At 44.1% G+C, this 22,321-nt stretch carries 23 protein-coding genes and 1 riboswitch; of the genes, 9 read left to right on the top strand and 14 right to left on the bottom strand.

Features of this window, described 5'->3' with window-relative positions:
* Positions 1 to 28 precede the first annotated feature (28 nt).
* The 6 genes from ABD744_RS18150 to ABD744_RS18125 form a co-directional block, all read right to left on the bottom strand.
* Positions 29 to 1,111, bottom strand: a complete 1,083-nt coding sequence (locus ABD744_RS18150; RefSeq protein ID WP_344799986.1) for a FecCD family ABC transporter permease — start codon at positions 1,109 to 1,111, stop codon at positions 29 to 31.
* Positions 1,101 to 2,183 carry an ABC transporter substrate-binding protein gene (locus ABD744_RS18145; RefSeq protein ID WP_344799984.1) on the bottom strand — a complete coding sequence of 361 codons (1,083 nt, stop codon included), beginning with the start codon at positions 2,181 to 2,183 and terminating at the stop codon, positions 1,101 to 1,103. Before ABD744_RS18145 ends, ABD744_RS18150 begins: the two co-directional genes overlap by 11 nt.
* Before the next feature lie 49 nt (positions 2,184 to 2,232).
* On the bottom strand, positions 2,233 to 4,179 hold the full coding sequence (locus tag ABD744_RS18140) for a TonB-dependent receptor plug domain-containing protein (RefSeq protein ID WP_344799983.1): 1,947 nt from the start codon (positions 4,177 to 4,179) through the stop codon (positions 2,233 to 2,235).
* 221 nt (positions 4,180 to 4,400) lie between these two features.
* A riboswitch (cobalamin riboswitch) is annotated at positions 4,401 to 4,585 on the bottom strand.
* A gap of 731 nt (positions 4,586 to 5,316) precedes the next feature.
* Complete coding sequence (locus ABD744_RS18135) at positions 5,317 to 5,703, bottom strand: hypothetical protein (RefSeq protein ID WP_344799982.1); 387 nt, start codon at positions 5,701 to 5,703, stop codon at positions 5,317 to 5,319.
* Between the two features lie 32 nt (positions 5,704 to 5,735).
* Positions 5,736 to 6,122 (bottom strand): hypothetical protein, encoded by a 387-nt coding sequence (locus ABD744_RS18130; protein WP_344799981.1) that lies wholly within the window; start codon positions 6,120 to 6,122, stop codon positions 5,736 to 5,738.
* Between the two features lie 2 nt (positions 6,123 to 6,124).
* Positions 6,125 to 7,066, bottom strand: a complete 942-nt coding sequence (locus tag ABD744_RS18125; RefSeq protein ID WP_344799980.1) for a LysM peptidoglycan-binding domain-containing protein — start codon at positions 7,064 to 7,066, stop codon at positions 6,125 to 6,127.
* 283 nt (positions 7,067 to 7,349) lie between these two features.
* Between ABD744_RS18125 and ABD744_RS18120 the strand changes: the two genes are divergently transcribed.
* The 4 genes from ABD744_RS18120 to ABD744_RS18105 all read left to right on the top strand — a co-directional run bounded on the left by ABD744_RS18120 (position 7,350) and on the right by ABD744_RS18105 (position 10,854).
* Positions 7,350 to 7,847, top strand: coding sequence for a 2-thiouracil desulfurase family protein (locus ABD744_RS18120; protein ID WP_344799979.1), 498 nt, complete (start codon positions 7,350 to 7,352; stop codon positions 7,845 to 7,847).
* 32 nt (positions 7,848 to 7,879) lie between these two features.
* Positions 7,880 to 8,173, top strand: coding sequence for a YciI family protein (locus ABD744_RS18115; protein ID WP_344799978.1), 294 nt, complete (start codon positions 7,880 to 7,882; stop codon positions 8,171 to 8,173).
* 79 nt (positions 8,174 to 8,252) lie between these two features.
* Complete coding sequence (locus tag ABD744_RS18110) at positions 8,253 to 8,945, top strand: aspartate/glutamate racemase family protein (RefSeq protein WP_344799977.1); 693 nt, start codon at positions 8,253 to 8,255, stop codon at positions 8,943 to 8,945.
* A gap of 70 nt (positions 8,946 to 9,015) precedes the next feature.
* Complete coding sequence (locus ABD744_RS18105) at positions 9,016 to 10,854, top strand: hypothetical protein (RefSeq protein WP_344799976.1); 1,839 nt, start codon at positions 9,016 to 9,018, stop codon at positions 10,852 to 10,854.
* 50 nt (positions 10,855 to 10,904) lie between these two features.
* Here ABD744_RS18105 and ABD744_RS18100 read toward each other — a convergent pair whose 3' ends face one another.
* Positions 10,905 to 11,291, bottom strand: a complete 387-nt coding sequence (locus tag ABD744_RS18100) for a DUF3391 domain-containing protein (RefSeq protein ID WP_344799975.1) — start codon at positions 11,289 to 11,291, stop codon at positions 10,905 to 10,907.
* 285 nt (positions 11,292 to 11,576) lie between these two features.
* Between ABD744_RS18100 and ABD744_RS18095 the strand changes: the two genes are divergently transcribed.
* The 5 genes from ABD744_RS18095 to ABD744_RS18075 all read left to right on the top strand — a co-directional run bounded on the left by ABD744_RS18095 (position 11,577) and on the right by ABD744_RS18075 (position 18,044).
* Complete coding sequence (locus tag ABD744_RS18095) at positions 11,577 to 11,924, top strand: hypothetical protein (RefSeq protein ID WP_344799974.1); 348 nt, start codon at positions 11,577 to 11,579, stop codon at positions 11,922 to 11,924.
* A gap of 113 nt (positions 11,925 to 12,037) precedes the next feature.
* Positions 12,038 to 13,045, top strand: coding sequence for an ATP-dependent Clp protease proteolytic subunit (locus ABD744_RS18090; protein ID WP_344799973.1), 1,008 nt, complete (start codon positions 12,038 to 12,040; stop codon positions 13,043 to 13,045).
* 21 nt (positions 13,046 to 13,066) lie between these two features.
* A complete protein-coding gene (locus ABD744_RS18085) occupies positions 13,067 to 14,263 on the top strand; it encodes an iron-containing alcohol dehydrogenase (protein ID WP_344799972.1) in 1,197 nt (398 codons plus the stop codon).
* Positions 14,264 to 14,454: 191 nt separating this feature from the next.
* Positions 14,455 to 15,156 (top strand): hypothetical protein, encoded by a 702-nt coding sequence (locus ABD744_RS18080; protein WP_344799971.1) that lies wholly within the window; start codon positions 14,455 to 14,457, stop codon positions 15,154 to 15,156.
* A 302-nt stretch (positions 15,157 to 15,458) separates the two neighbouring features.
* Entirely contained in the window at positions 15,459 to 18,044 is a 2,586-nt protein-coding gene (locus ABD744_RS18075; RefSeq protein ID WP_344799970.1) for a S8 family peptidase, read from the top strand.
* Between the two features lie 13 nt (positions 18,045 to 18,057).
* Here the strand turns inward: ABD744_RS18075 and ABD744_RS18070 are convergent, their stop codons facing one another.
* The 7 genes from ABD744_RS18070 to ABD744_RS18040 all read right to left on the bottom strand — a co-directional run bounded on the left by ABD744_RS18070 (position 18,058) and on the right by ABD744_RS18040 (position 22,116).
* Complete coding sequence (locus ABD744_RS18070) at positions 18,058 to 18,558, bottom strand: GNAT family N-acetyltransferase (RefSeq protein WP_344799969.1); 501 nt, start codon at positions 18,556 to 18,558, stop codon at positions 18,058 to 18,060.
* A gap of 71 nt (positions 18,559 to 18,629) precedes the next feature.
* Positions 18,630 to 19,205: a uracil-DNA glycosylase family protein gene (locus ABD744_RS18065; protein WP_344799968.1), complete on the bottom strand. Its 576-nt coding sequence runs from the start codon at positions 19,203 to 19,205 to the stop codon at positions 18,630 to 18,632.
* Between the two features lie 42 nt (positions 19,206 to 19,247).
* Positions 19,248 to 19,727 carry an MAPEG family protein gene (locus ABD744_RS18060; protein ID WP_344799967.1) on the bottom strand — a complete coding sequence of 160 codons (480 nt, stop codon included), beginning with the start codon at positions 19,725 to 19,727 and terminating at the stop codon, positions 19,248 to 19,250.
* A 190-nt stretch (positions 19,728 to 19,917) separates the two neighbouring features.
* Positions 19,918 to 20,223: a DUF1330 domain-containing protein gene (locus ABD744_RS18055; protein ID WP_344799966.1), complete on the bottom strand. Its 306-nt coding sequence runs from the start codon at positions 20,221 to 20,223 to the stop codon at positions 19,918 to 19,920.
* Between the two features lie 80 nt (positions 20,224 to 20,303).
* A complete protein-coding gene (locus tag ABD744_RS18050) occupies positions 20,304 to 20,927 on the bottom strand; it encodes a glutathione S-transferase family protein (RefSeq protein WP_344799965.1) in 624 nt (207 codons plus the stop codon).
* 30 nt (positions 20,928 to 20,957) lie between these two features.
* Positions 20,958 to 21,368: a DUF1348 family protein gene (locus ABD744_RS18045; RefSeq protein ID WP_344799964.1), complete on the bottom strand. Its 411-nt coding sequence runs from the start codon at positions 21,366 to 21,368 to the stop codon at positions 20,958 to 20,960.
* Positions 21,369 to 21,414: 46 nt separating this feature from the next.
* Entirely contained in the window at positions 21,415 to 22,116 is a 702-nt protein-coding gene (locus ABD744_RS18040; protein ID WP_344799963.1) for a sigma-70 family RNA polymerase sigma factor, read from the bottom strand.
* Between the last annotated feature and the right edge of the window lie 205 nt (positions 22,117 to 22,321).

Here is a 22,321-nt window from a genome sequence, read left to right as displayed (position 1 = left end):
CTATTAGGACGAACCTGTTGTCGTTGACTCAGATGGAGGCTTTTGAAGCCCAATCTTTTTTGATCAAAAGAAACAAAAAGAAGGGCGCGCCCAAGCTTGCGGTAGCGACTCCCAGTGGAATAGCCCGGTCTGTAAATGCCCAGCGAAGCAGTAAGTCCGCGCCAACCAACGTGATTGCACCACCTAAGGCGGATGCGGGCAGCAAATAACGATGATGGGGCCCAAGCATTAAACGCATAATGTGAGGCACGACTAATCCGACAAAGCCAATGGCACCGCACACAGAGACCGTAGCGCCGACCAAAAGTGCAGTAATCACCAGTAATTTTCTTCGGACTTGATCAACACTCACGCCAATTGAGGCCGCGTGTGTTTCCCCTAACAACATGGCGTCTAAATCGCGGGCATAAAACAACAGTAAGCTGATTCCTGAAACAGCAAACGGCAATATCAATAAAACATGATCCCAGGTCCGGGCTTCAATGCCTCCCATGGTCCAGTAGACAATGGTTTTGCCGACATCCCAATTGTTGAGCGATAAAGCCAGAATCATCGATGATGCAGCACTGTTTAAAGCCCCGAGAGCGACGCCCGCCAGAAGTAAAGTGCCAATGGTGGTTTGGCCTCTGTGGCTGGCGATTCGGTAGACTACAAATAAAGTGATGGCCGAACCGATGAATGCAAATGTGGGTAAAGCCCAGACTGTTATGGCTGCAAGACCAGAGTAGAGCGCGATGACGGCGCCCAATGAAGCACCGGCGGAGACGCCTAAGACTGAAGGGGAGGCCAGTGGGTTTCGAAACATCCCTTGCATTACAGCGCCGCAAATGGCCAGGCAGGCACCTGCAAATATGCCGATGATGATTCGTGGCATACGAACATCCAGGATGACATTATTCATCCAGGGGCGAATATTGATGTGGTCTGTATTTAATAATTCTAAATCAAACATGGCCACAAATTGGTTGGCCAAAATGCCGGAAAGCTGGTTCAGAGAAATGTTTGCTGGCCCGTGAACCATGTTGATCATCACACAGAGGATTAATAGCAGTAACAAGACACATAAGCCGAAGGCTTGTTTTGTGATTGGTCTTGAGGGATTAAGGCGCATGGGCATGATCCTTTGGTATTGGGCGGGTGTTTATGAAGGGGACTTTGTTGGGGTTATGCGCTTTGATCAGAAGTTCAGAAACCTGTTGAATGCCATCCCAACTGTATTGCGAAACAGAAAGAACCCACGCGCCTTTCAAGCCATAAACCCGGTTATTCTTAACGGCATTCACGTTTTGCCAGGCGGGCAACTTTTTTAACGTTTGAGCCGGATCTAACTTTGAATCCATTGACCAGCCTCGCATGAGAATAACGTCCGGCTCTAAGCCCATGGCCATTTCTGCACTGATTTTTTGTATTCCGGTTAAGCCCGTCTCACGCATAACATTGTGGCCGCCAGCCAAGGTAATTATTTCATCGATGGTGGTGTTTTGGCCCGAGGAATAACCGTTCAGGTTGTAATACAGGACGCGGGGTGGGCTTTGCTTATGTGAGCTTTGTAGCTTTTGGTGGGTATCTTTAGTGTGTTTTAACGAGTTAAGCAATGTAGTGGCTTGAAAGTCTGTGTCGGTTACTTTTCCCACAACTTTAATGTTGTTCTCAATGTGACTGAAGGTATTACCGCCAGCTAACCGAACCACGGGAACCTGAGCATTCAACAATAACCGAACCGTATCCGCTTGCGTGTATTCGCCTATGAATACCAAGTCCGGCTCAAGTGCCAGGATGGATTCTACTTCACTGCTGATTCGCTTAATGTGTGGTGGATAGACGTTGGGAATGTTGGATAACTGAGGGTTATCGACCAGATTAGTGACGGCCACGATGCGGCGATGGTCGACCAGTTCGTGAAGAATTTCATCGGTGCCTAAGGTTACGGAAATAATCCGTTCAGGTGGCTTTTGCAAAATAATTTCTTCCCTGGTGGGATCAATTAATACCATAGGGAAACCAGCGCTTTCGTCAGTGCTTTCTTTTGTACTTTCTTTTGTACTTTCTTTTGTGATCAGTATGGCGGTTGAGGAAAGCGCGTTGGCATCGAATAAACCTACTTTCAGCTCTGAAAGCCACAGCAAGATGCCACTGAGAAGAATCAGCAGGCCGCATATCGTGGGTTTCGTGAGTGAAAGCATGGTTTATTCTCTTTTAGAGTTTATTTAAAGAAAAAAGGAGAAGGGCACTTTATAAGCTGCCCCGTAACGTTACACCTACCATGGCGTTGATGCCTTTTGTGCCATAGGTTGCCACTTCCTCGTACTCTTCATCCAGCAGGTTTTCAACCCTGCAAAAAAACTCGACCTGGTCATTCAAGGTATGACTCAGGGCTAAATTCAGCAAGGCAAACTCGGAGAGTGTTTTTTGACTGGTGTTCCAGTTTTCATCAAAAATTAAGTCATCTTGCTGGCCGTTGTATTGAACGCCACCGGTAATCCGGGTCTTGTCGTTTGGAAATAGGTAGCTACTGTTCAAACTTGCGATGTGTTTTGCTCTTCGAACCAGTTCTTTTCCGTCGCCATTATCGCTGTCCGTATAGGTGTAGCCTGCGTCGATTCTAAAGTTGTACGCTGGGTTGAGTGTCGCACTGACCTCCACACCTTTGATCTTAGAATCGCTTGGCAGGTTGATGGAGGTTTGTCCGGCACCTGTGATCATATTTCGAACGTCGGAATGGAAGTAAGTTACATCAATGTATCCATCAACGGCGTCGAAATGGTATTCAGTCCCCAAATCCCAGGTGACGTTTTTTTCGGGTTTTAAGTTTTCGTTCCCTTTATAGGTTTCGCTAGAACCGTAAAGTTGGTATAGCCCTGGGTTTTTAATACCAGTGCCTTTACTTGCGTGAATTCGAAGGTCAGATGAGAGCCACCCTGCCAGGGTAAAGCGATAGGTATTATCGTTTTGAAATTCACTGTTGAGGTCTCGACGACCGGCTAGGGTGGCAAACCATTGATCATTTAAGCTCACGCCGTACTCCAATGCGAAACCGGAAGCATCCATTTCTCGATCAATCGTGGACCATCCTTTGGTGTAAAAGCTTTCTTCTTCGCGTTCAGCTGCAAAGGTTATTCGGTGATCTACGTTGGATGATGCTGCATCGCTTTCAAAATAGACATCACTTTGATATTCATATTTTCTGCGCTTGCCTTTATTTTTTGAGCTTAGCGTTCCTTCTTTGAAAGATTCTCTGTTACTGTCGCTGTTGGACACGCCAAACGACTGCTGCCACTGATCATCAAAAAGTGAAAGGTTTGAAGACAGTCTTGCGAATTTCTGACGTACTTCATCGTTTTGGTCAGCATCCACTGCTCTTGGGCGGGGATCAGCTGATCCGGGAACGGAAGTAAAACTATCACTGTCGCTGTCTGCCTCTGTATGTCGGAGGTTCAGTTCAAAAGATAGATTGTCGTTCGCTTGTACGCCTCCACGAAAGCTCAACGTGCCGTTTCGGTAACCGTCTTCTTCATGATTGCCATCTTTCTCGTTGGCATCAGAAATGCCATCGGTATGAACAAGAGAACCACTCAAAGAATAGTGGTAGATATCACTGCCTGAGTTTAAGTTGAATGACTCCTGATGTGTTCCGTAACTGCCGGCCTCAAAGCTGACTTTTCCGTTCAAAGGGCCATTGCCTTTTTTGGTGATGATGTTGATCACACCACCCATCGCATCGCTGCCCCAAAGCGCACTTTGAGCACCGCGAAGCACTTCAATACGTTCAATCTCAAGGCTCATCAGGTGAGCAAAGTTATATTCGGAACCGTTGGCAACATCATTCACTTCAATGCCGTCAATTAATACCAGTGTTTGGTTGGCTTCTGCGCCGCGAATACGCACCTGGGTGAAAGAACCGGCGGCACCGTTACGGCTGACGGCAACACCAGGTACGTCTCTTAATGCGTCCGAAACGGTTCGAACCTGATTTTGCTCAAGGTATTCTGAATCCAGCACGGTCATAGCGCTGCCGGTTGCTGCACGGCTCATTTCCACTTTGGAAGCACTGACAACAATCTCCATTGCGTGCTCTGTTTCAGCGGGTTCCGATGCCAGCAGAGATTGAGAACAGAGTGTCAAAGAGGGGATTAATACCTTGAATGCAGATGATAATGTTGTTTGTTTGTTTGGCGTCATAATTACGCTCCGTCATTGCCCTGGGGTGCAGGAATAGGAGCTGGATGTGCGTTTCTCCTTAGGTTCAACGCACAGCAGACAAACGCCATACGAACGGAGATCGCAAAAAAACGGGAACAGAGAAACAACGAGGCATACACCACGGACTCACTTCCAGCAACAATAATTGAGTTATTGTCACCGTTTCGGAATCCGCCCTGACAAACATCCCCGTTTGAAGGTAGGTGACGCGTTCAACGGCAGGTCTCCTGACTCACAGGTCTTAGTCTCCAACTCACCTTCCCGAGAAAATGCTCAGTGGTATTTTGAATTGGAACTCGCTGTTTACAGTTGCGGGGGCAGCCACGGATTTCAACCGTGTTCCCTATTAATCTCAGTTAAGAGAACCGTTTACGGGGGCGCATTTTACATAAAGGAATTTTGAAAGCAAGAGATAACCAGTATTCTGGTTTCTGTCGGGTATTGATTGTTGTGGCTGGTAAGTCTTTTGAACATTCTAGTATTATTTGCGCTTTATCATCATTCATAATGGTTGCCAGAAAACATTGTCTTTATTGTGCTTGTATGAACTTTTCGTTGTAGTGCCCCTTTTTAACATCATACTTTTTATCAAATTATTCATCATTCGCTGAAATAGACAAGAATCAGATCAGTTGACAGGCTGAATCCGGTTGAAAAGTCACGGATTCAGGAAAGAGAAATGGACTAACTAAATAGTCCCAAATTTACATAGCCGTAGTAGTCTAAAATGTAACTGAATAGGGCTGAAAAAAGTAAAGTAAAGAAAGAATACATAAAAATAATACTAAAAAGAGTTTCAATTGAATTGGCAAAACTTCTGAAGTCAAATCATTTATAGTGGTGTTTCATGATCCTATCAGTTTTAGATCGGTTTTTTAGTGCAACATTTAATGAAATACAAATAACACGGAAAAACCAACTATCTTGAGGGATGATATCTGGGTGATTTTGAAATTCAATTTTTAATCTTCTATCCAATGTAAACGCTAAAAATATGAGTGACATGTATATTAGAGCGAGTGAGCCTAAGGCCAGGATCGCGAGAGAAATTTCTATTAAATCTACTCTGGTCATATCTTCCTAGCGGCTGACAAATTTGCCAACCTTAAATTTTCTCTAAAGTAAATCAAAGTCTATTAAACCAAAGTATTCCGCTGGGTAGGCTAATAGCCCTAAAGTAATCATTGCTAGGCCTGAAAATACGTAAACGAAACAAATAATGATTTCTAGAGCAGTTGCGTGACTACGAAAGTCAAACCCGTTGTAATGATATTGCATTATTTTGTTGTTTATCGATCTGCTTTTAAAAACAACATTTAATGCAATGTTAATTACTCTAAAAAACCAAGTTGTTTGTACAGTAATGTCTGGATGATTAATGAATACTTTTTTAAGTCGTCTATCAACTGTGAGGCTCACAAGTATTAATGTAAAACAAGTCAAAATTAATAGACCGGCTACCCCAAAAGAAAAAACCACTGAAAATAAATCGTAATTTGTCATGATGTCTATCTAATACTTAACTTTAGGGCAAGCTAAAGTAGCCCTAAGTTTATAAATCCTAAGTACTCAAGGGGGTATGCTGAAAGCAGAATGATAATAAAAACAATAAAAGCATACAGGGACAGAAAACAGAATATCTTTTCGGGTAACGTGGCAAAACTTCTGAAATCAAAGCCCTTGTAGTGGTGTATCATTACTCTGTCGTTTTTTGATCTATTTTTAATCGCAACATTAAGGGAAATAGAAACTACTCGAAAAAACCAAGTCTCTTGAATAATGATTTCTGGGTGGCTTTCGAACTTTCTCTTTAAACGCCGATCTAGCGTTACTGAGATAAATATCAAAGCGACATATATAATAAGTATACAGCCAACAGAACCAAAGCTAATTAAGGTCTCTAATGCTTCATATGTTTTCATAATTAGTATGCTATCTGATCATAAATATGACGTGTGCTAGAGACTATTAATTTATCAGAAATAACAGCTACCGCTCCAGCCAAAATAATACCTAATACTATTCCAAATGGTCCTAACAAGAAGGCGAAGGAATAGGCTCCAATACCTAACCCAGCAAGCATTCCTACGCCTTGCGCCCAGGCTTCGCGCTGCCAGTTACCTCCGTTTAAACGCATTTGATCCACTGCTTGATATCTGAAATACCCATCTAAAGCTACCATCCCATAACCAAGACCTTTACCGTATCTGGCAAACTTGGCCAAACTGGTTGCTCCGGAAGAGGTTGTGATTGGTATGGTTCGGTTAGCCATGATAACAGGTCTGCCTGGCCTTGCTATTGTGTAGGATTCCATTTTGGCAGGGTATTTGTTGAAGAAGTTCAACGTTTCATTATTAAACTTTATCTGCATTTCTTTGAACGCGTTGGCTACCTTGAGCTTTGCCATTGAAAGTGTGTTTGGCGCAGCGCGATGATTTTTAAAACCATGATATTCTGCAAGGGCATCGTCGTATTTTTTTAAAGCCATTAGAAAGCTGCTTGCTCTGGCCGTGGCGGCTCCTAAGCCACCGCCACCGAACGTATTCAAATCTGGAGCAATATCCCTTAATCCTAATCTTTCAGACACTTCTGCTAACGCGAGCGCTTGGTGGCCCGTCATTGTTTCCGTTATCTTTGATAGGTTTTGGATACTTGAAGGAGAGCTTTGAAGTAAAAAACGTTGAGACGCTGAACCTACCTCATTCGTTTTTCCTGGTAAAATAATTGCCTGACCCGATCTTAAATTACTTGAGGGACTAAGATGGGGGTTTAAGCTTTTCAGATCGCTTGTTAGATTTTGATTGTTAGATGAGTTACAAACACTTTCCAGTGTATCGCCATTTTGGCAAATATATAGACCAGACATTTTAAAACGTACCCATAGAATTAATTCAGAAAAAATCAGATGGGATTTAACAAAGCGAGAACAGGTATCTCATTGAACATTCCGTGTTTTCTACTTGGTTAATCCTTAACCTAAAGTGGGCGCATTTTAGTCGTTGTCATAAATCAATACGTCGATTGAGTGCACAAATTTTAAATATGAGCCTGACAGCCTCTATGCATATCGGAGTCAGAAGGTAAAATGTGATACTTTTGTATTGGCTCTCAGGGTTAGAGTTTTCATTCTGTCTGTCATAAAGGAAACTTTGCGTATCAAAATCTTAGTCAGTGCCTGTTTACTTGGGTCGAAAGTCCGTTACAACGGTACGGATAAAAAGGCTCAAAATGATGACTTTGAGTGGTTGTTGAGCAATCATGAGATCATTCCATTGTGCCCGGAAGTTGCGGCTGGATTACCAACACCCAGGCCGCCAGCTGAAATTCAGTTTGGCACAGGGGAGGATGTGTTGACCTCTAAGGCAAACGTCATGGGGAATGATGGGGTTGATGTGACGGCCGAATTCATTCGGGGCGCTCACATCGCGCTTGAGGTTTGTCTGGCTGAAGGTATTCAGTATGCTGTGTTGACGGAGTTGAGCCCTTCTTGTGGCAGTTCCGATGTTTATGATGGCCGCTTTAGTGGTAAAACTGTGCCGGGAGCAGGTGTGGTAGCCGCGCTGTTAAAGCAACATGGCATTCGGGTATTTAACCAGCATAACGTTGGTCATTTAAAAGCTTTGTTAGCGCCGATTCAGAATATTTAATGGAATAATTCAGCGGTCAGTTGAGGGAAGAGATGTTTGTAGTTTCGTTGACGTATAAAAAAGATTTGTCCGAGGTGGATCAACATATAGATGCGCATGTGCAATACCTTGAAAAGTATTATGCAGAGAAGGTATTTATTGCATCAGGCCGGAAAGTGCCAAGAACAGGAGGCGTGATATTGGCGAATGCTCCAAGTCTTGAGGCGCTTAACGTTGTTTTGAAAGAAGACCCGTTTTACATTGCAGAGCTGGCAGATTACGAAGTGACTGAGTTTATCCCTTCAATGGCTGCTGATGGCTTTGAATTCTTGAAAAACTTTCAATGAGACCCGTAATGAAGTAGTTTGACCAATGAGTTGATAATTGGGTTTCAGGTCGTATTTATTTTCATAAAGAGGTTAGGGAATGACTTCAAAACACATTGGAATAGTGGGCTGTTCTGCAGAAGGGGCAGCACTGTGTTATAAAACCATTTGTACTGAAAGCCCTCGTAAAATGGGTTCTCACTCCCACCCCGAAGTGTCTATGCATACCCATTCATTGGCTGACTATGTGGTTTGTCTGGATCAGAATGACCTCAATGGTATTGGCGATCTGATGTTGTCTTCGGCGCATAAGCTGAAACGTGCCGGTGCCGAATTTCTGATTTGCCCTGATAATACCATTCACCAGGCTTTTTCTTATGTGGAGTCCCGCTCGCCATTACCTTGGTTGCATATTGCTGATAGCGTTATTGCTAAAGCAAAGGCGTGTGGTTATAAAACGTTGGGCATTTTAGGTACTCGTTGGCTGGTTGAAAGCCAGGTGTATCCAGACAAAATAGATCAAGCCGGATTGTCCTGGCTACGGCCAGAACCTGAAGAAATTCAGGAAATCGGAAGAATTATTATGGAAGAACTGGTTTATGGCGTGTTTAAGCCGGAATCCGTTTTGTATTTTCAGTCGGTGATTTCAGGTTTAAAGCGTTCAGGCTGTGATGCTGTTATTTTGGGTTGTACCGAAATACCATTAATCATTGATGATGGTAATTCTGAACTGCCCACATTAAATTCCAATCGGTTGTTAGCGGAGGCCGCCATTCAGGCGTCGCTTCAGTAAATGATCTTCCGTTGTTGTATTTTCTGTTTGGTAAAAGCTCATTGAAGCTAAAGTGAAAGGGGTGTTTGGTTTGCGTTTTGTTTTGTTATTGATGATTTTCTTTTGTGGGGTGGCAACGGCTGAAGTTGAAACTTTTGTTCGTGATTATACCTACAATGCCAGTGAGAATGATTCCAAAGTCAGTGCCCGTAAAGCCGCCATGCAGCAACTTCAATCCCTACTGATTCAAGAGGTAGGGGTGCAAGTACGATCGACGTTTGAAGTGGACGATACCGTGTCAAACGATGTCCTGACCCGAGAAGTAAAAGCCAACTACGGTACGTTCGCTCGTGCGTTCACTCAAACCAAAATTCTGGATGAACGTTGGAACGGTGAAACGTTTTATATTAAAGCCGAAGTCATTGTCGATACCGATAATTTGATCGAGACAATTCAGCAAGTGTATGTTCAGCAGGTGAATGTTCCGGCCAAGACTACGGTGTGTGAAGACACAAGGGAAAAGGTTAAAAAGCTACTGTATAACGCGCATCGTAGAGAGTCTGTGGCCGAGGCCATTGAATTGGCGATGAATAACCCCATTGATGAAGATTGCCATGATTGGCAGTTCATGATTATTCATAACTTCAAGTCTTTGGGTGTTCATGATGACGACTACCGTCAATTTCTATTTGAGCAAATTAAACAAGAAAAAAGTTCTTTGATTGATCGTCTGTTGGTGGATGTTTTGAATTACGCCATTCGAGTTAATCGGTTGTCTGATGATGAATGGCAAGTGGTGACGGAAACCCTGGCTCTAACGCATTCCGGCGTTGTAAACAGTGTGATCGCCACTCTGATCAACGGCACGCAGGTGCTTGATGATCATAAGTATTCTGAATCCAGCAAAAAAAGTAATGCACAAAAGCAAACCCATGATGCCTTAAAGGCACAGCTGGATGAGCTTCTTCATCTTACCGGGCAGAATAAAATCGGGTTGGATGAACCTGCAACTGTTTCGCAGGTGTCTTCGTCGATTTTGCCTAGGTTAATGAGCTATCAACCTGAATTGGTGCCGGACTATTACGAGCGCTTGAGTCGTCAGATAAATCGCGCAGGTCTCCAGCGCTTGTCGAATAGCGTGACAAATTACTATAAAAAACAGCCTGACGAAGAACGATTGAATGTCGTGAAAAGCTACTTTAATCAAGTGGTGATAAACCAAGCGGTGAGTAATTCATTATATGGCTTGTTTCAGCGTTTAGAGCGGGAAAGAAAATCTCCTGAACTGAGCATGGCGGCGTTGAAATCCATCATTAACTCCAATAAAGACCAAGCGGCTTTGGTGATGGAGCTTGCCCGAACGAATGATAAGACCCGGAACTTATGGTCTATTCGGTTTGATTTGCCAAATTCTTCTGCCTGCTCTCTGAAAGAATGTGCTGCAATGTTGTTTGATCTTGATAAAAGAACACAACAAACCGGCGCAGAATTTTTGGTCGCTTATGGTGAACGCGCTAAACCGATAAAGAACAAAGTCATTAAAAAATTAGAGCGTATCCGGGCTTTGAATAAAGTTCAGGAACCTACGCATCTGGTATCGTCTCTTTTAAAAGTACTTGAGCAAATTGACGCCACAGATGATCAATCCGTCAGTTTGATGGTGTGGGGCTTGGGCGGTGCAAGTAAGAAAACGCAGGATCAGGCCAGAGCGAGCTTAACGCACTTGGGTTCAAAAGCCTTGCCTCAGATGATTGTTGAATTTGATCAGGCCAAACAATACGTACAGCGTCGAATGATTGAAGTAATGGGCACGTTCAAAACAGATCGTGCTAAAACGGATAATTTCTTGAAACAGGTGAAGCCTGCGAATAATCACATTCGGTTTGCGATTGAAGATGCACGTGAATCCCTGACACTGCCAAGCAGTTAACGGCTGTTTAAGCCTCCTTTCTCGACTTCCATAAATTATGGCTTTGGTGATCAGATGAAATACCACATCACCAAAGCAATCATTCCCAGTCCTAACAGGTTTTTAACTCGACTCGGCTTTTTAGGTTGCTTCTTATAACGCTTTTGAGCTTGCTGCGCTGCGGCATTGTAACCTGTGGTAATTGCCTTTGGTAAGTCAACGACTTCCAGCTGAAGGACGCTGTGGCACTGTTGAACAAACGCGCTTTTTTTGATGTTAACTTCTGCAGATCGACAGAACTTGCTTAATTTCAGAATGTCGTCTTCGGTACAAATGTAGAAACCTTCTACCGGAAACGGGGTGTTGCATATAGGCACATCCAGCGAAGAAATGTACATGCCAACTTTAAGTTGGTCGACGGAATATCGTTGAAGTGCAGAAGATGTTTTAGATGCCATGATGAACTCCAAACTTTTTGTTTTGTTGGAGTTGGATAAGCATTGAAAAGGCCAATATGCCGAGCTGAATTTAACAGGGCCTGGAAGTGTGAATGCGTTCTCAAATGTTATCTTCGTTCGTCTGTTTTGAAGTCATTGTTCCATTTAGCTCAATTGTTGTTTATCAAAACAGACCCGCCTGTTGGGTGAAAAGTGACCATTTTTGGTGGTTTCTGACCCGTTTATGGCACTTAACGGGTTCTGAATCTAGGCTTCTACAAGGTGTGTTGTAAGAGGTGTCCTGCCATGATGTACCATTCATTAGATGAAATTATTCCCATACTGTCTGTCTTGATCTTTTTTTTGGTCAGCAGTGATTTGATTGCTTCCGCTTGGGGGCAAGGTGTGGTTGCTGTTTTGTTAGGCTTGCTCATGTATGCGCTATTAACTTCATGGAGTTCAATTAAAGAAGGGCATACTTCGTTCTGGGTGTTGTTAATACACTTTTCCCTTGCCTGCATTGCGGGTGGCGTGAGTGGCTGGCAGTTTTATCAGGTACAGGCATTATTATTGACGCTGGTATCTGGCGTCGTTGTTTTGGGGGCCGCTGGTTTATTGCTGGCATTGATTTGTTTTGGCCGTTCGGACGGTTAATTCAGTAAGGATTAAAAACGCGCAGAAGATTGAAAACTTCAGCGGATTGTGGGCAGAATGGTGATAAATAAATTCACCTGAAAAGACTCGTTATCCGTAGAAGGACTTACGTAATGATCGAAAGAACGGAAGATGTGAAAGAGCCGCCGTTGCTGTTCGAAGAAACCCAGCAAGTACTTAAAAAAATAAGTGATCTGACTTCCCGCGAAATTATTGTCTATTGGTCGTCTGGCAGAGGCAGCGTTTGTGATAACGATGTCATTGCGCTTTATGAAATCCTTGAAAAAATTGGCCCCTCACGAAAGGCCGGTATTTTTATCAAATCCGGCGGCGGAGATGTTGAAGCTGCCTTGCGAATCGTCAATATGCTTCGCGAACGTTTTGATGACTTGGTGGCGTACATCCCACTGGAGTGCGCTTCTGCTGCTACCATGATTTGCTTGGGGGCGAACGAAATTCATATGGGGCCTTTGGCACACTTAACAGCCATTGATTCTTCGCTGAGGCACGATTTGTCACCCATCGACGAGACGGATAACCGTCGGGTCAGTGTCAGCCAGGATGAGTTATCCCGTCTTATTCAGCTGTGGAATTCCAGTTCGAAAGACCATCATGGCAATCCGTATTCAGATATTTTTAAATACGTTCATCCGCTGGTGATCGGTGCCATTGACCGTGCCAGTTCGCTGTCGATTAAGATTTGTCAGGAAATTCTGTCTTATCATATTCAGGACTCGGACGAATGTTTAAGAATCAGTACCTATTTAAATTCAGAGTACCCATCGCATACTTACCCCATTACTTCTCGTGAGGCTAAGAAAATAGGCTTAAATATCAAGTCGCTGGATCAAGAAATAAATCGTTTGTTATTAGAGATGAGCGAGTACTATTCAGAAATGGCGCAGAAGGCAATTACTGATTTTGACGAGTACAACTACCACGACAATGAAATCCTGAACATCATCGAAGGTAAAGATATTCAGGTATTTTTTCAGAATGATAAAGACTGGAATTACATTAAGGAAGAGCGACGTTGGCAGAGCCTGAACAATGAAAGTTCGTGGCGCAAAGTTGAATTTGCTGATGGCAAAAAAACGAAATCCACTTTACACATCCGGTAATTATTTAAGGAATATTAAGCAATGAACTCGCAGTCCGGCTTGTCCATACGACCATTTACCATTTCCCGGTTACCTCGGATTCTATTTGGAAAAGGTGAGCTGTCAAAGCTGGCAGGAGAAATCGCCCATTACGGTAAGAGAGCACTGATTGTGACGGGAGGAGGGTCTTTTACCTGCTCAGAGCATTGGTCTGAACTTCAAGCCGATTTGGATAAAGCCGGTATTTCTTGGTCGCTGATTCGTATACCTGGCGAGCCTTCCCCGGAGTGGGTCGATCAAGCCGTTTCTCAGCATAAAAATGATGGTTTTGATGTGGTGGTTGGTGTTGGTGGTGGTAGCCCTTTGGATGCTGCAAAAGCCATTGCTGGCTTGTTACCTGGCGGCAACTCCGTGATGGATCACCTTGAAGGTGTGGGTCACGGTGTCAGCTATCAGGGGCCTTCGTTACCTTACATTGCAGTTCCTACTACAGCAGGAACGGGCAGCGAAATGACTAAAAACGCGGTGTTAAGTTCGAATGATCAAGGGTTTAAAAAGTCGTTTCGGGATGAACGGCTCACTGCACAAGTTGCGATTATAGATTCCAACTTATTAATGTCTTGTCCAAGAGCCCAGTTGGTGGCAAATGCCATGGACGCTTTTACTCAGTTGTTAGAGTCTTATACCTCGCCAAAGAATAACCCCATTACTGACGGGCTGGCACTCAGTGGATTGCAGTATTTTTTAAGAGGTTTTAGCTTAAACGAAGAAGCGGATCTGAAAGGGTACGACTATCTGGCGTATGCCTCAATGATCTCAGGTATTTGCCTGGCTCAAACCGGTCTGGGGGCAGTACATGGCATTGCTTCGCCGTTAGGCGCGCATTTCCCGATACCGCATGGGGTGGCCTGTGGGACGAATCTGGCAAAAGTGACTGAAACCAACATTCAGGCTTTGCAGACGCGCGACCCGAATTCATTTGCTTTGGGGCGATATGCGTTAGTCGGAAAAATGTTGGATACAAGATTTGAAGGTGATCAGCAACAGCATCTATCCAATTTAGTCTCTGTCTTATGGCGCTGGACTGAGTCTTTAGCGTTACCCAAGCTCAGCCATTATGGTATGACTGCCTACCATGTTGATCAAATCGTGGCAGAAAGTGGCGGAAACAGTATGAAGACCAACCCTATTGTTTTAAGTGATTCCGAGTTGAAGAATGTGTTAGTTTCGCGCCTTTAATGGCTTAGGTGGTCTGTGTTGGGTTCTCTGGCACAGATCACGCTCTTAGGTTCCATTTCTCTTTATAATTCCCTTTTTTAACTCTCTCGGATATTCGCTGTTACTTACCTCCGGATTTTCCTTATTTTTATATTATTCTAAGCTTTTGATTCAGTGAAGTATTCGTAAAGTCGTATTGGGAGAAGTCATCTATGTTTTCTGTAATGGCGAAAGGCATCGGACAAAGTGCGCTGGATCGAGGTGGAATGAGTTTAATACCCGTTTGTTTTAGGTGGTTGGTTTTAAGTGTGCTGGTTGTTTTGGGGGGATGTGTTTCCGCGCCAACTCAGCCTGTAGTAAAAAATGTCCATTACACCGGGTTACCTTCGGATGTGAAAACAGGCGAAACCCTGACCTTTGATGTGTTATTGAAAGTACAGGCGAGCCAATTTGAAGAAAAGCACGACACCGCGTTGAAAGCTTCGGTTATGAAGCAGCTTAACGCCGTGTCTGGGTTGCATTCGCTTCGTGAAGTGCTGTCTACCCACCGCAGTGCTATTGAAACCAAGGTGTTTGATGCTGTTTCTGCTGATTACTCCCAAGCAGAGGAGGGGCAAGATGATGAGCTGAAGTTTGGTGTAACTGTATTGGCGCTTAGTTTTGAAAAAATTCACATGCCTGAATTGCTCGATAAAAAGATAAGACGTTTTCAGTCACTGAAAGAAAAAATCATCGGTTATCAAAACCGTATCCAGCGTCAGGAACGTTACATCAATCAGCTGCCTGTGAATGACGAGGTGTCTGAGAACGTAGAGTTATTAAAAGCTAAGATGTACTTAGGAAAACTGAAAAGCCAACAGAAAACCTTAATCAAAGAATACCAGCAATTGGCTCAAGAACTTAAATTTGAATGATAGCGGCTCATACTGGCGTATAAATCTGAAGAACTGAGAAGTGATGTTTTACTTCGTTTTTTGTTCTTTGGCTGGCAAGGCAGTGGCAGTATCCAATGACCGTTGAGTGGAAGCATTAATGGCTTCCGACTGGCGGGAGAAAAGCATGAATTATTTAGGCTATATTATTTGATAATCGAAGTATCAGATGTCACGTTAACAAAGCTATCAGATAGCCTGTGTCAGGGAGGTCTAAAACGTGAGTGAACCCTGATTGATTTGTTGAACTGGATTCAGGTTCAGCAAAAAACCTGGAGTTCGTTATGAGCCCATCCCGTATTTTCCCATTCCGTTTTGTTCCGCCTTGTGTTTTTTTCCTTTTGTTGTTCTTACTTGGTACGAGCTTACCGACGTTCGCCATAGACCCTGGCAACCCTAAGCAAAGCAAATCTGTTGACGCCAATGAACGGTATATTGTGCGTTATGCCCAAGGGCACTCCGTTGCTTCGCTTAAAGCGTCAGCTGTATTTGATCAGAATAAAGTGACCCGATTACGGGGGTTTAAGTCTGTTTCGCGTTTGGACTTGATCAAGGTGGCTGGTCATGATGACCCGCAAGAGGTTATGAGCCGATTGCGGAACATACCTGGTGTCGAGTATGCCGAGCCTGATTATGTTCATCATGCAACGGCAACACTTCCGAATGATACGCACTTTAATAACCTTTGGGGGCTGAATAATACTGGCCAAACCGGAGGGGCCAATGATGTTGATATGAATGCACCTGAAGCATGGGATGTAACTACCGGCAGCGCAAACTATGTGGTGGGTGTTATTGATTCAGGTATAGATCATACCCACCCCGATTTAGTCGGTAATCTTTGGGTCAACCCCGGCGAAATTCCCGGAAATGGCATTGATGATGACGCGAATGGTTTTATTGATGACATCCACGGTATTAATGCTATCACCATGAGCGGGAACCCGATGGACGATAACAACCATGGAACCCATGTGGCAGGAACCATAGGTGCAGCCGGTAATAACACTTCTGGTGTTACCGGAGTTAATTGGCAAACCAGTATTGCGTCGTGTAAGTTTTTGGATAATACGGGCAATGGTTTTACTTCGGACGCGATTACGTGCCTGGATTATTTTCTAGACCTGAAAAACGCAGGCGTGGATATCGTTGTGACTAATAACTCTTGGGGTGGCGGCGGATATTCGCAAGCGTTAGCAGACGCGATTGCGGCTCATCAAGCGGCGGGAATTTTGTTTGTTGCTGCTGCGGGCAACGATGCACTGGATAATGATGTCAGTCCACATTACCCATCCAGTTTAGACAATGAAAACATCATCTCAGTCGCCTCAATTGATCATCATGGTGCGTTATCCGGTTTTTCAAACTATGGGGCAAATTCGGTTGATATAGGCGCTCCGGGTTCCAGCATTCTCAGCACTTTTTTAGGCGGAGGTTATGTTTTCTTTAATGGCACCTCTATGGCGACTCCTCATGTGGCCGGATTGGTTGCGTTAACCAAAGCGGCTTTACCTTCGCTTAACTGGGACGAACTGAAACGGCATATTTTAGTCAGTGGTCAACCGAACACAGCATTGGCTGGAAAGTCGGTAACTGGCAGGCACATTCGAGCTCATGATGTGGGTGGATTAGGGGCTTTAACTTGCAACATCAGTATTGCCAATACCAATGCGCCCAGAAGTAATGATTTCACGGTTGAAGTTGGGCAATTGGTTACTTTCAGTGCATACCACTCCGATTGCTTTACCTCGTCTGGAGGGTTATCGGTGACCGAAAACAATGTTCCGGTTGCTAACTTGGAGGATGACGGCTTGGGGATGGATTTAGTTGCCGGAGACAGTGTTTATTCGGGCAGTTGGCAAGCTTTAGTCGAGGGGCCGTTTCAGTTGGAATTGGGGGGCGCTGTATTTAATTTAGAGGTTGCTCCGCCATATCCTGCGCCAGATGTGCAATCTGGAAATTATCGGTCTATCTCTGGCACACTTTTGCCTCTCACAGATGACTCTGGTGCTGAAATTACACTGCCTTTTGATGTGACTGTTGGCCATTCGGTTTTGTCGAGCCTGATTGTGGGCAGTAATGGTTGTGTTGGTACAACTGCACCCAGTGGTTGCAGCTATTTAAATACCCCATTACCCGCGAGTGGTCTTTTTGCTGAGGGGCCCGTGCTGGCGCCTCTTTGGGATGACTGGAACCCTTCCGCTGGTGGCGGTGTATATTGGGATGTACTTGGTTCGGTGCCAAACCGGGAAATTGTGATTGAATGGCGCGGGGTACCGCACTTCAATACTGGCTTACCCGGAACGTTTCAAGTGGTGTTGTTTGAGAGTTCCGATGACGTAGAATTTAATTATCAAACGTTGCCTCCGGCATTCTTAACGGCCACTGTCGGTGTTCAGCTGTCTGACTATGCAGTAGCTCAGTACAGTTATAATAATTCACCAGCATTGTCGAATGGCCTTTCTCTTCATTGGGAAGGCTATGATGCAGCACCGGGCGTTGGGTTGGCGACAGACATTACTTTAAATGCCGCAAGTTACTCTGCGGGAGATCCTCATCTTGTGAATGTCTCGATAATGAATACAGGGCCGGATGAGCTGGTGGATGTTTATGTTTATCTAACTTTACCTGACGCCAGTGTTTACTTTTATAACGGAAGCGGGCTGACACCAACTGCTTCGCCCATTGTTTCATCCTGGAATATTGTCACGGGTTACAATTTATCAAATCATGGTTTATTGGGGGTGCTGATGCCTGCATTACCTTTAGGTGCCTATTCGTGGTCGATAGGTTTTATGCCGGCAGGGGTGGTGTTTGATGATACTGCTTTCATTGCGTCCGACTCGGAAGGCTTTGATATGCTTCCGTAAGTTAAACGAGATTTTATGACTTGTTTGCCAGTATTTTTTCCATGGTGTAATTGACCAGTGTTTCTTGTTTTCGAAGAACAAGGTTTTCACGTAATACTTTAAAACCTTGTTTTTCAAAGAAGGGTAAAGCAATGATGGACGCCTCGACATACAGTTGCTTGAGGTTGAGACTTTCGGCTTTTGCTTCCAGTCTTTGATATAAATGTTTGGCTACGCCTTGTTTTTGATGTTTCGGGTGTACATAACAGCAATCAATGTGGCCATCCGGTTCCAGTTCGATGAAACCAGCAACGCTACCATGAATGATGGCAAGCGTAGGTTGTTTGACCTCCAGTCTATCTTTCCAAAATAGATAATTCGGTGGTGTTTCTGCCCATGCTTCTTTTTGTGCCGGACTATAGATCTCGGAACTTATGGCATGTACTGCATGATGAAATACATCGGCTATTTCGTTCGCGTATTTGGGGTGGTAATGGCGTAGTTGGCAAGGTGTGGTGTTCTTGGGTGTACTCATCGTTACGTGTTCTTCTTTATTTACTCATATTGTTTTTAGGACACAGTATTCTGGCTTGGATATCAAAACAATTAAATAATCTCAGATACCCTGTCTTTTAGCTTGGGCAGGAGCTCTGTTTCAAACCAAGCATTTCGCTTGAGCCAAATGTTATTTCTCGGGCTTGGATGAGGTAAAGGGATAATGGCTGGGTAAAAGGATTCCCATTGTTTAACGGTTTCAGTTAGCGTCATCTGCTTCGGTAAATTCAAATGCCATGCTTGGGCGTATTGACCTATAACCAGCGTGAGCTCAATGTTGGTCAGAGCCGAAAGTAAATCATGTCGCCACAGTTCGGCACATTCTTTACGAGGGGGTAAATCGCCACTTTTTCCCTTGCCTGGATAGCAAAATCCCATGGGAATGATGGCCAGTTTTTGTTCATCGTAAAAGACCTCTCGTGTTATGCCCATCCAGTGTCGTAAACGGTCGCCGCTGGGATCATCGAAGGGAATGCCTTTTTCATGTGTGATGGCGCCGGGAGCTTGGCCGACCACCAAAATTTTTGCGTCCGGATTGAACTGCAAAATGGGCTTTGGTTTGAGAGGTAACTCTTGCTCGCAAATCGTACATGCTCTTACTCGACAAATTAAATCGGAATCACTCATTTACGAATCTCATTGTCGCTGGCTGAAACATAATAGTAGCTATTAAAGAATGGCTTGAGCGGCAATGGCAATGATGGCCAGCCAAGCAACAAGCTGAACCGGAATCTTAACAAATTCGCTGCCAAGAATGTGTAAGATTACATAAGAGATGTTGGCCCAGAAAAATATTCCTGACCAATACGTAATTTCAGCACTTATTTTGTGAGTGCTCACGTCAGTTAGGAAATCCGTGGTCAGTAAAACAGCAACAAAGGCAGGGATGGTTTTGATCATGCCTAAGTGTGCTTCTTTGAGTCGTTCAGCCCAAGACGGCAATTGTGCTCTATCGCTTTTGTCACAATCTGCAGCAGGTATTCTCTGAACTGAATTTTTAAGTTCAGAATTCATTGATAAACAATCGGATGTTGGGGCGTGAGAAAATGAGGTTACACTCCAAGAGAATAACCGGGCAGCAACGTAAGGAATCCACAGTAGGGTGGAGATGACTCCTGTTAATAGTAAATAATAATAAGCCTGTTGCATGGTATTTTTCTCCCTCGCCATTTCTTGACGTTCATCACTTGAAGTAACTTCCCGTGATCACGTGCAGACATCGGTATGACGAAATGATGTTTGATTCTGATTGTTTATTATCTAAAATATTTCAAACTTCACTATGTGAAATTGTCTTGAGTTATTGTTCGTTTGTTCGGATTATCGTTTAAGCTGTCATTCAATTATCGGTGTTGTAACTGGCAATAATCGTGGTTGCCTTAACGGAAGACTCGAAATACTTTGCTTTGATCTGTAAGTATTCCGGGTCATGAAAGAAATCATTCTTCGCTTGTTCGTCTTTGAAATAAATTGTAAACACCCGGTTGATCGGGTTGTGTGTTTCGGACATTAAAACCTGATCTACAGTAAAGTCGTAATGGAAGCCCCCGCCATATCTTTTTAATATCGGAGCCATGTTTTCGCGGTACGTTTGATAGGCGTGATCATCAGTAACTTCTAAGCCAACCAGCATTTCATAAGCCATCGTGATTCCTTTCTCAATTTCTGTGTCTGTAAATGTCAAAGCCCTCTGAAAGAGAGGGCCGTGTATTCTGGCAGATCTAACTATGCAAAAAGACCAACTGGTGATTTTTGCATAGGAATAAAGCCCCTCAAAGATTCAAACCGTTCAATCCAGGCGGTTAAATTCTCGTAAGGCGTCAGGTCAATGTTGCCTTCCGGCGCATGAGCGACGTAGCTGTATATAGCGACGTCGGCCAAAGTAGGTGAATTACCGACCAGCCAGTGGGTGTTTTCAAGTTCTGAGTTGAGAATGGTTAAAACTTGCTTTGAGATTTTCTCGACTTCTACTCGGTTAATGTCAGCACCAAACAGGTTTGCTCGTCTTGCTGCTGCCGGCCCGTTAGTTACAGGGCCTGAAGCGATGGCAATGTACCTTTGTATCCTGGCATAACTATCGGCATCTTCAGGTAACCATTGGCCGGACGTGTCGTATTTTTTGGCAAGATAAACAAGGATAGCAGCCGAGTCAGCCAGAACTTTATCACCATCTTCAATGACAGGGACTTGTCCGAACGGGTTCTTTGCTAAAAAGGCAGGCTTTTTATGTTCGCCGGACGGTATATCTACATGAATGAGTTCATGCTCGAGACCCAGTAGCCCAAGAAAAACTTCCACTCGGTGTGCGTGACCGGAAATGGGGTAGCGATAAAGTTTGATTGCTGACATCTTTATTTCCTGTTTGGCGAAATTTAAGGGTTAAAGTTGGCGATCGTCTTCTTTGATCGGTAAGTCGTTGATGCTGGCGATGCGCTCTTTCATCAGACCTTTTTCGTCGAATTCCCAGAGTTCGTTGCCGTAAGAGCGGTACCACTGGCCGGAATCATCTCGCCACTCGTAGAAAAAGGTCACAGCGATGCGATTGTCGGTATAAGACCAAAGCGTTTTTTTCAGTTTATAATCCAATTCGCGGTTCCATTTTCGTTCCAGAAAACGTTCGATATTTTCTCGACCCTCAACGAATTCAGAACGATTTCGCCACTTGGAATCCAGGGTATATGCTTGTGCTACTTTTTTAGGGTCACACGTATTCCAGCCATCTTCGGCTGCCTGTACTTTTGCCGCCGCTGATTCAGCATTGAAAGGGGGGAGTGGTGGTCGTGTACTCATCTTAAAACATCCTATTTTCTTAGTTGAATAATAAGGCAATAGCCAATTAGAAACTCATTCCTGTGACGAGAAGTTCTCTTGCTCTTGAAATTCGAGACCGTACGGTGCCGATCGGCACTTGAAGTGAGTCTGCAATTTCTTGATAAGAGAGGCCGAATTGCTCGCGATAAACAAACGTTTGGCGAATTTCATTTGGTAAACCTGCAAGCTGGTTTTCGTATTGCTGATCCAGCTCGTTTTCTACCATTTCCTGTTCTGGCGAGAGTTCAGTGCTGACGTATTGGTCAAATACATCTCCTTGCTCCTCTTCATCACTGGTTGGTGTGTCGAAATACTTTCTGGTTCTAATTTGTTTTTTCAACGAGTTCAGCGTCGTGTTGGTAGCAATGCGATACAGCCAGGTATAAAACTTGGCCTCGCCACGATAATTCTGCAAAGAAGAAAATGCGCTAATGAATACATCTTGAGTAACGTCATCGATGTCGTACTTATTCGGGATATAGCGAGCCACAATATTGCGAACTTTCTTTTCGTACTTGTTGATGAGCTTATTGAAAGCGCTAGTATCACCCTTGAGGGTGGCAGCCACCCAGATTTCATCGTTAGAAAGAGGCGTTTTAACTTCAATGAGTTGTTTTGAGCACTGGTTGGCGGCTTCTACAGAGGTATCAACAGCCGTAGGTTGTAGGCAATGAACAAAGTTATTAAGTTCTTCTGTAGGCGATACTGTCGTTGCTAAGTTGTTCATACTGTCGTCCTCTGGTTGAATTGCTTCGCAGTGAAGCGGCCATGCTCAATGGGTTCTTTATTCGTTTCGAACTATTCTGAAAGAATGTGTACAGATCTGTTCAGTTGCTAATTAGATTAAGTGTACAGATCTGTTCAGTCAAGATTTAATTTTCGTTTTTATTTATCGAAAAAATGAACTTTTTTGGGATTGTGGTAACCTAGCG

The organism is Litoribacillus peritrichatus (genome assembly GCF_039537985.1).
GTDB classification, from domain to species: domain Bacteria; phylum Pseudomonadota; class Gammaproteobacteria; order Pseudomonadales; family Litoribrevibacteraceae; genus Litoribacillus; species Litoribacillus peritrichatus.
The sequence above is the reverse complement of the archived record's forward strand: the minus strand, read 5'-3'. Positions and strand labels throughout refer to the sequence as shown.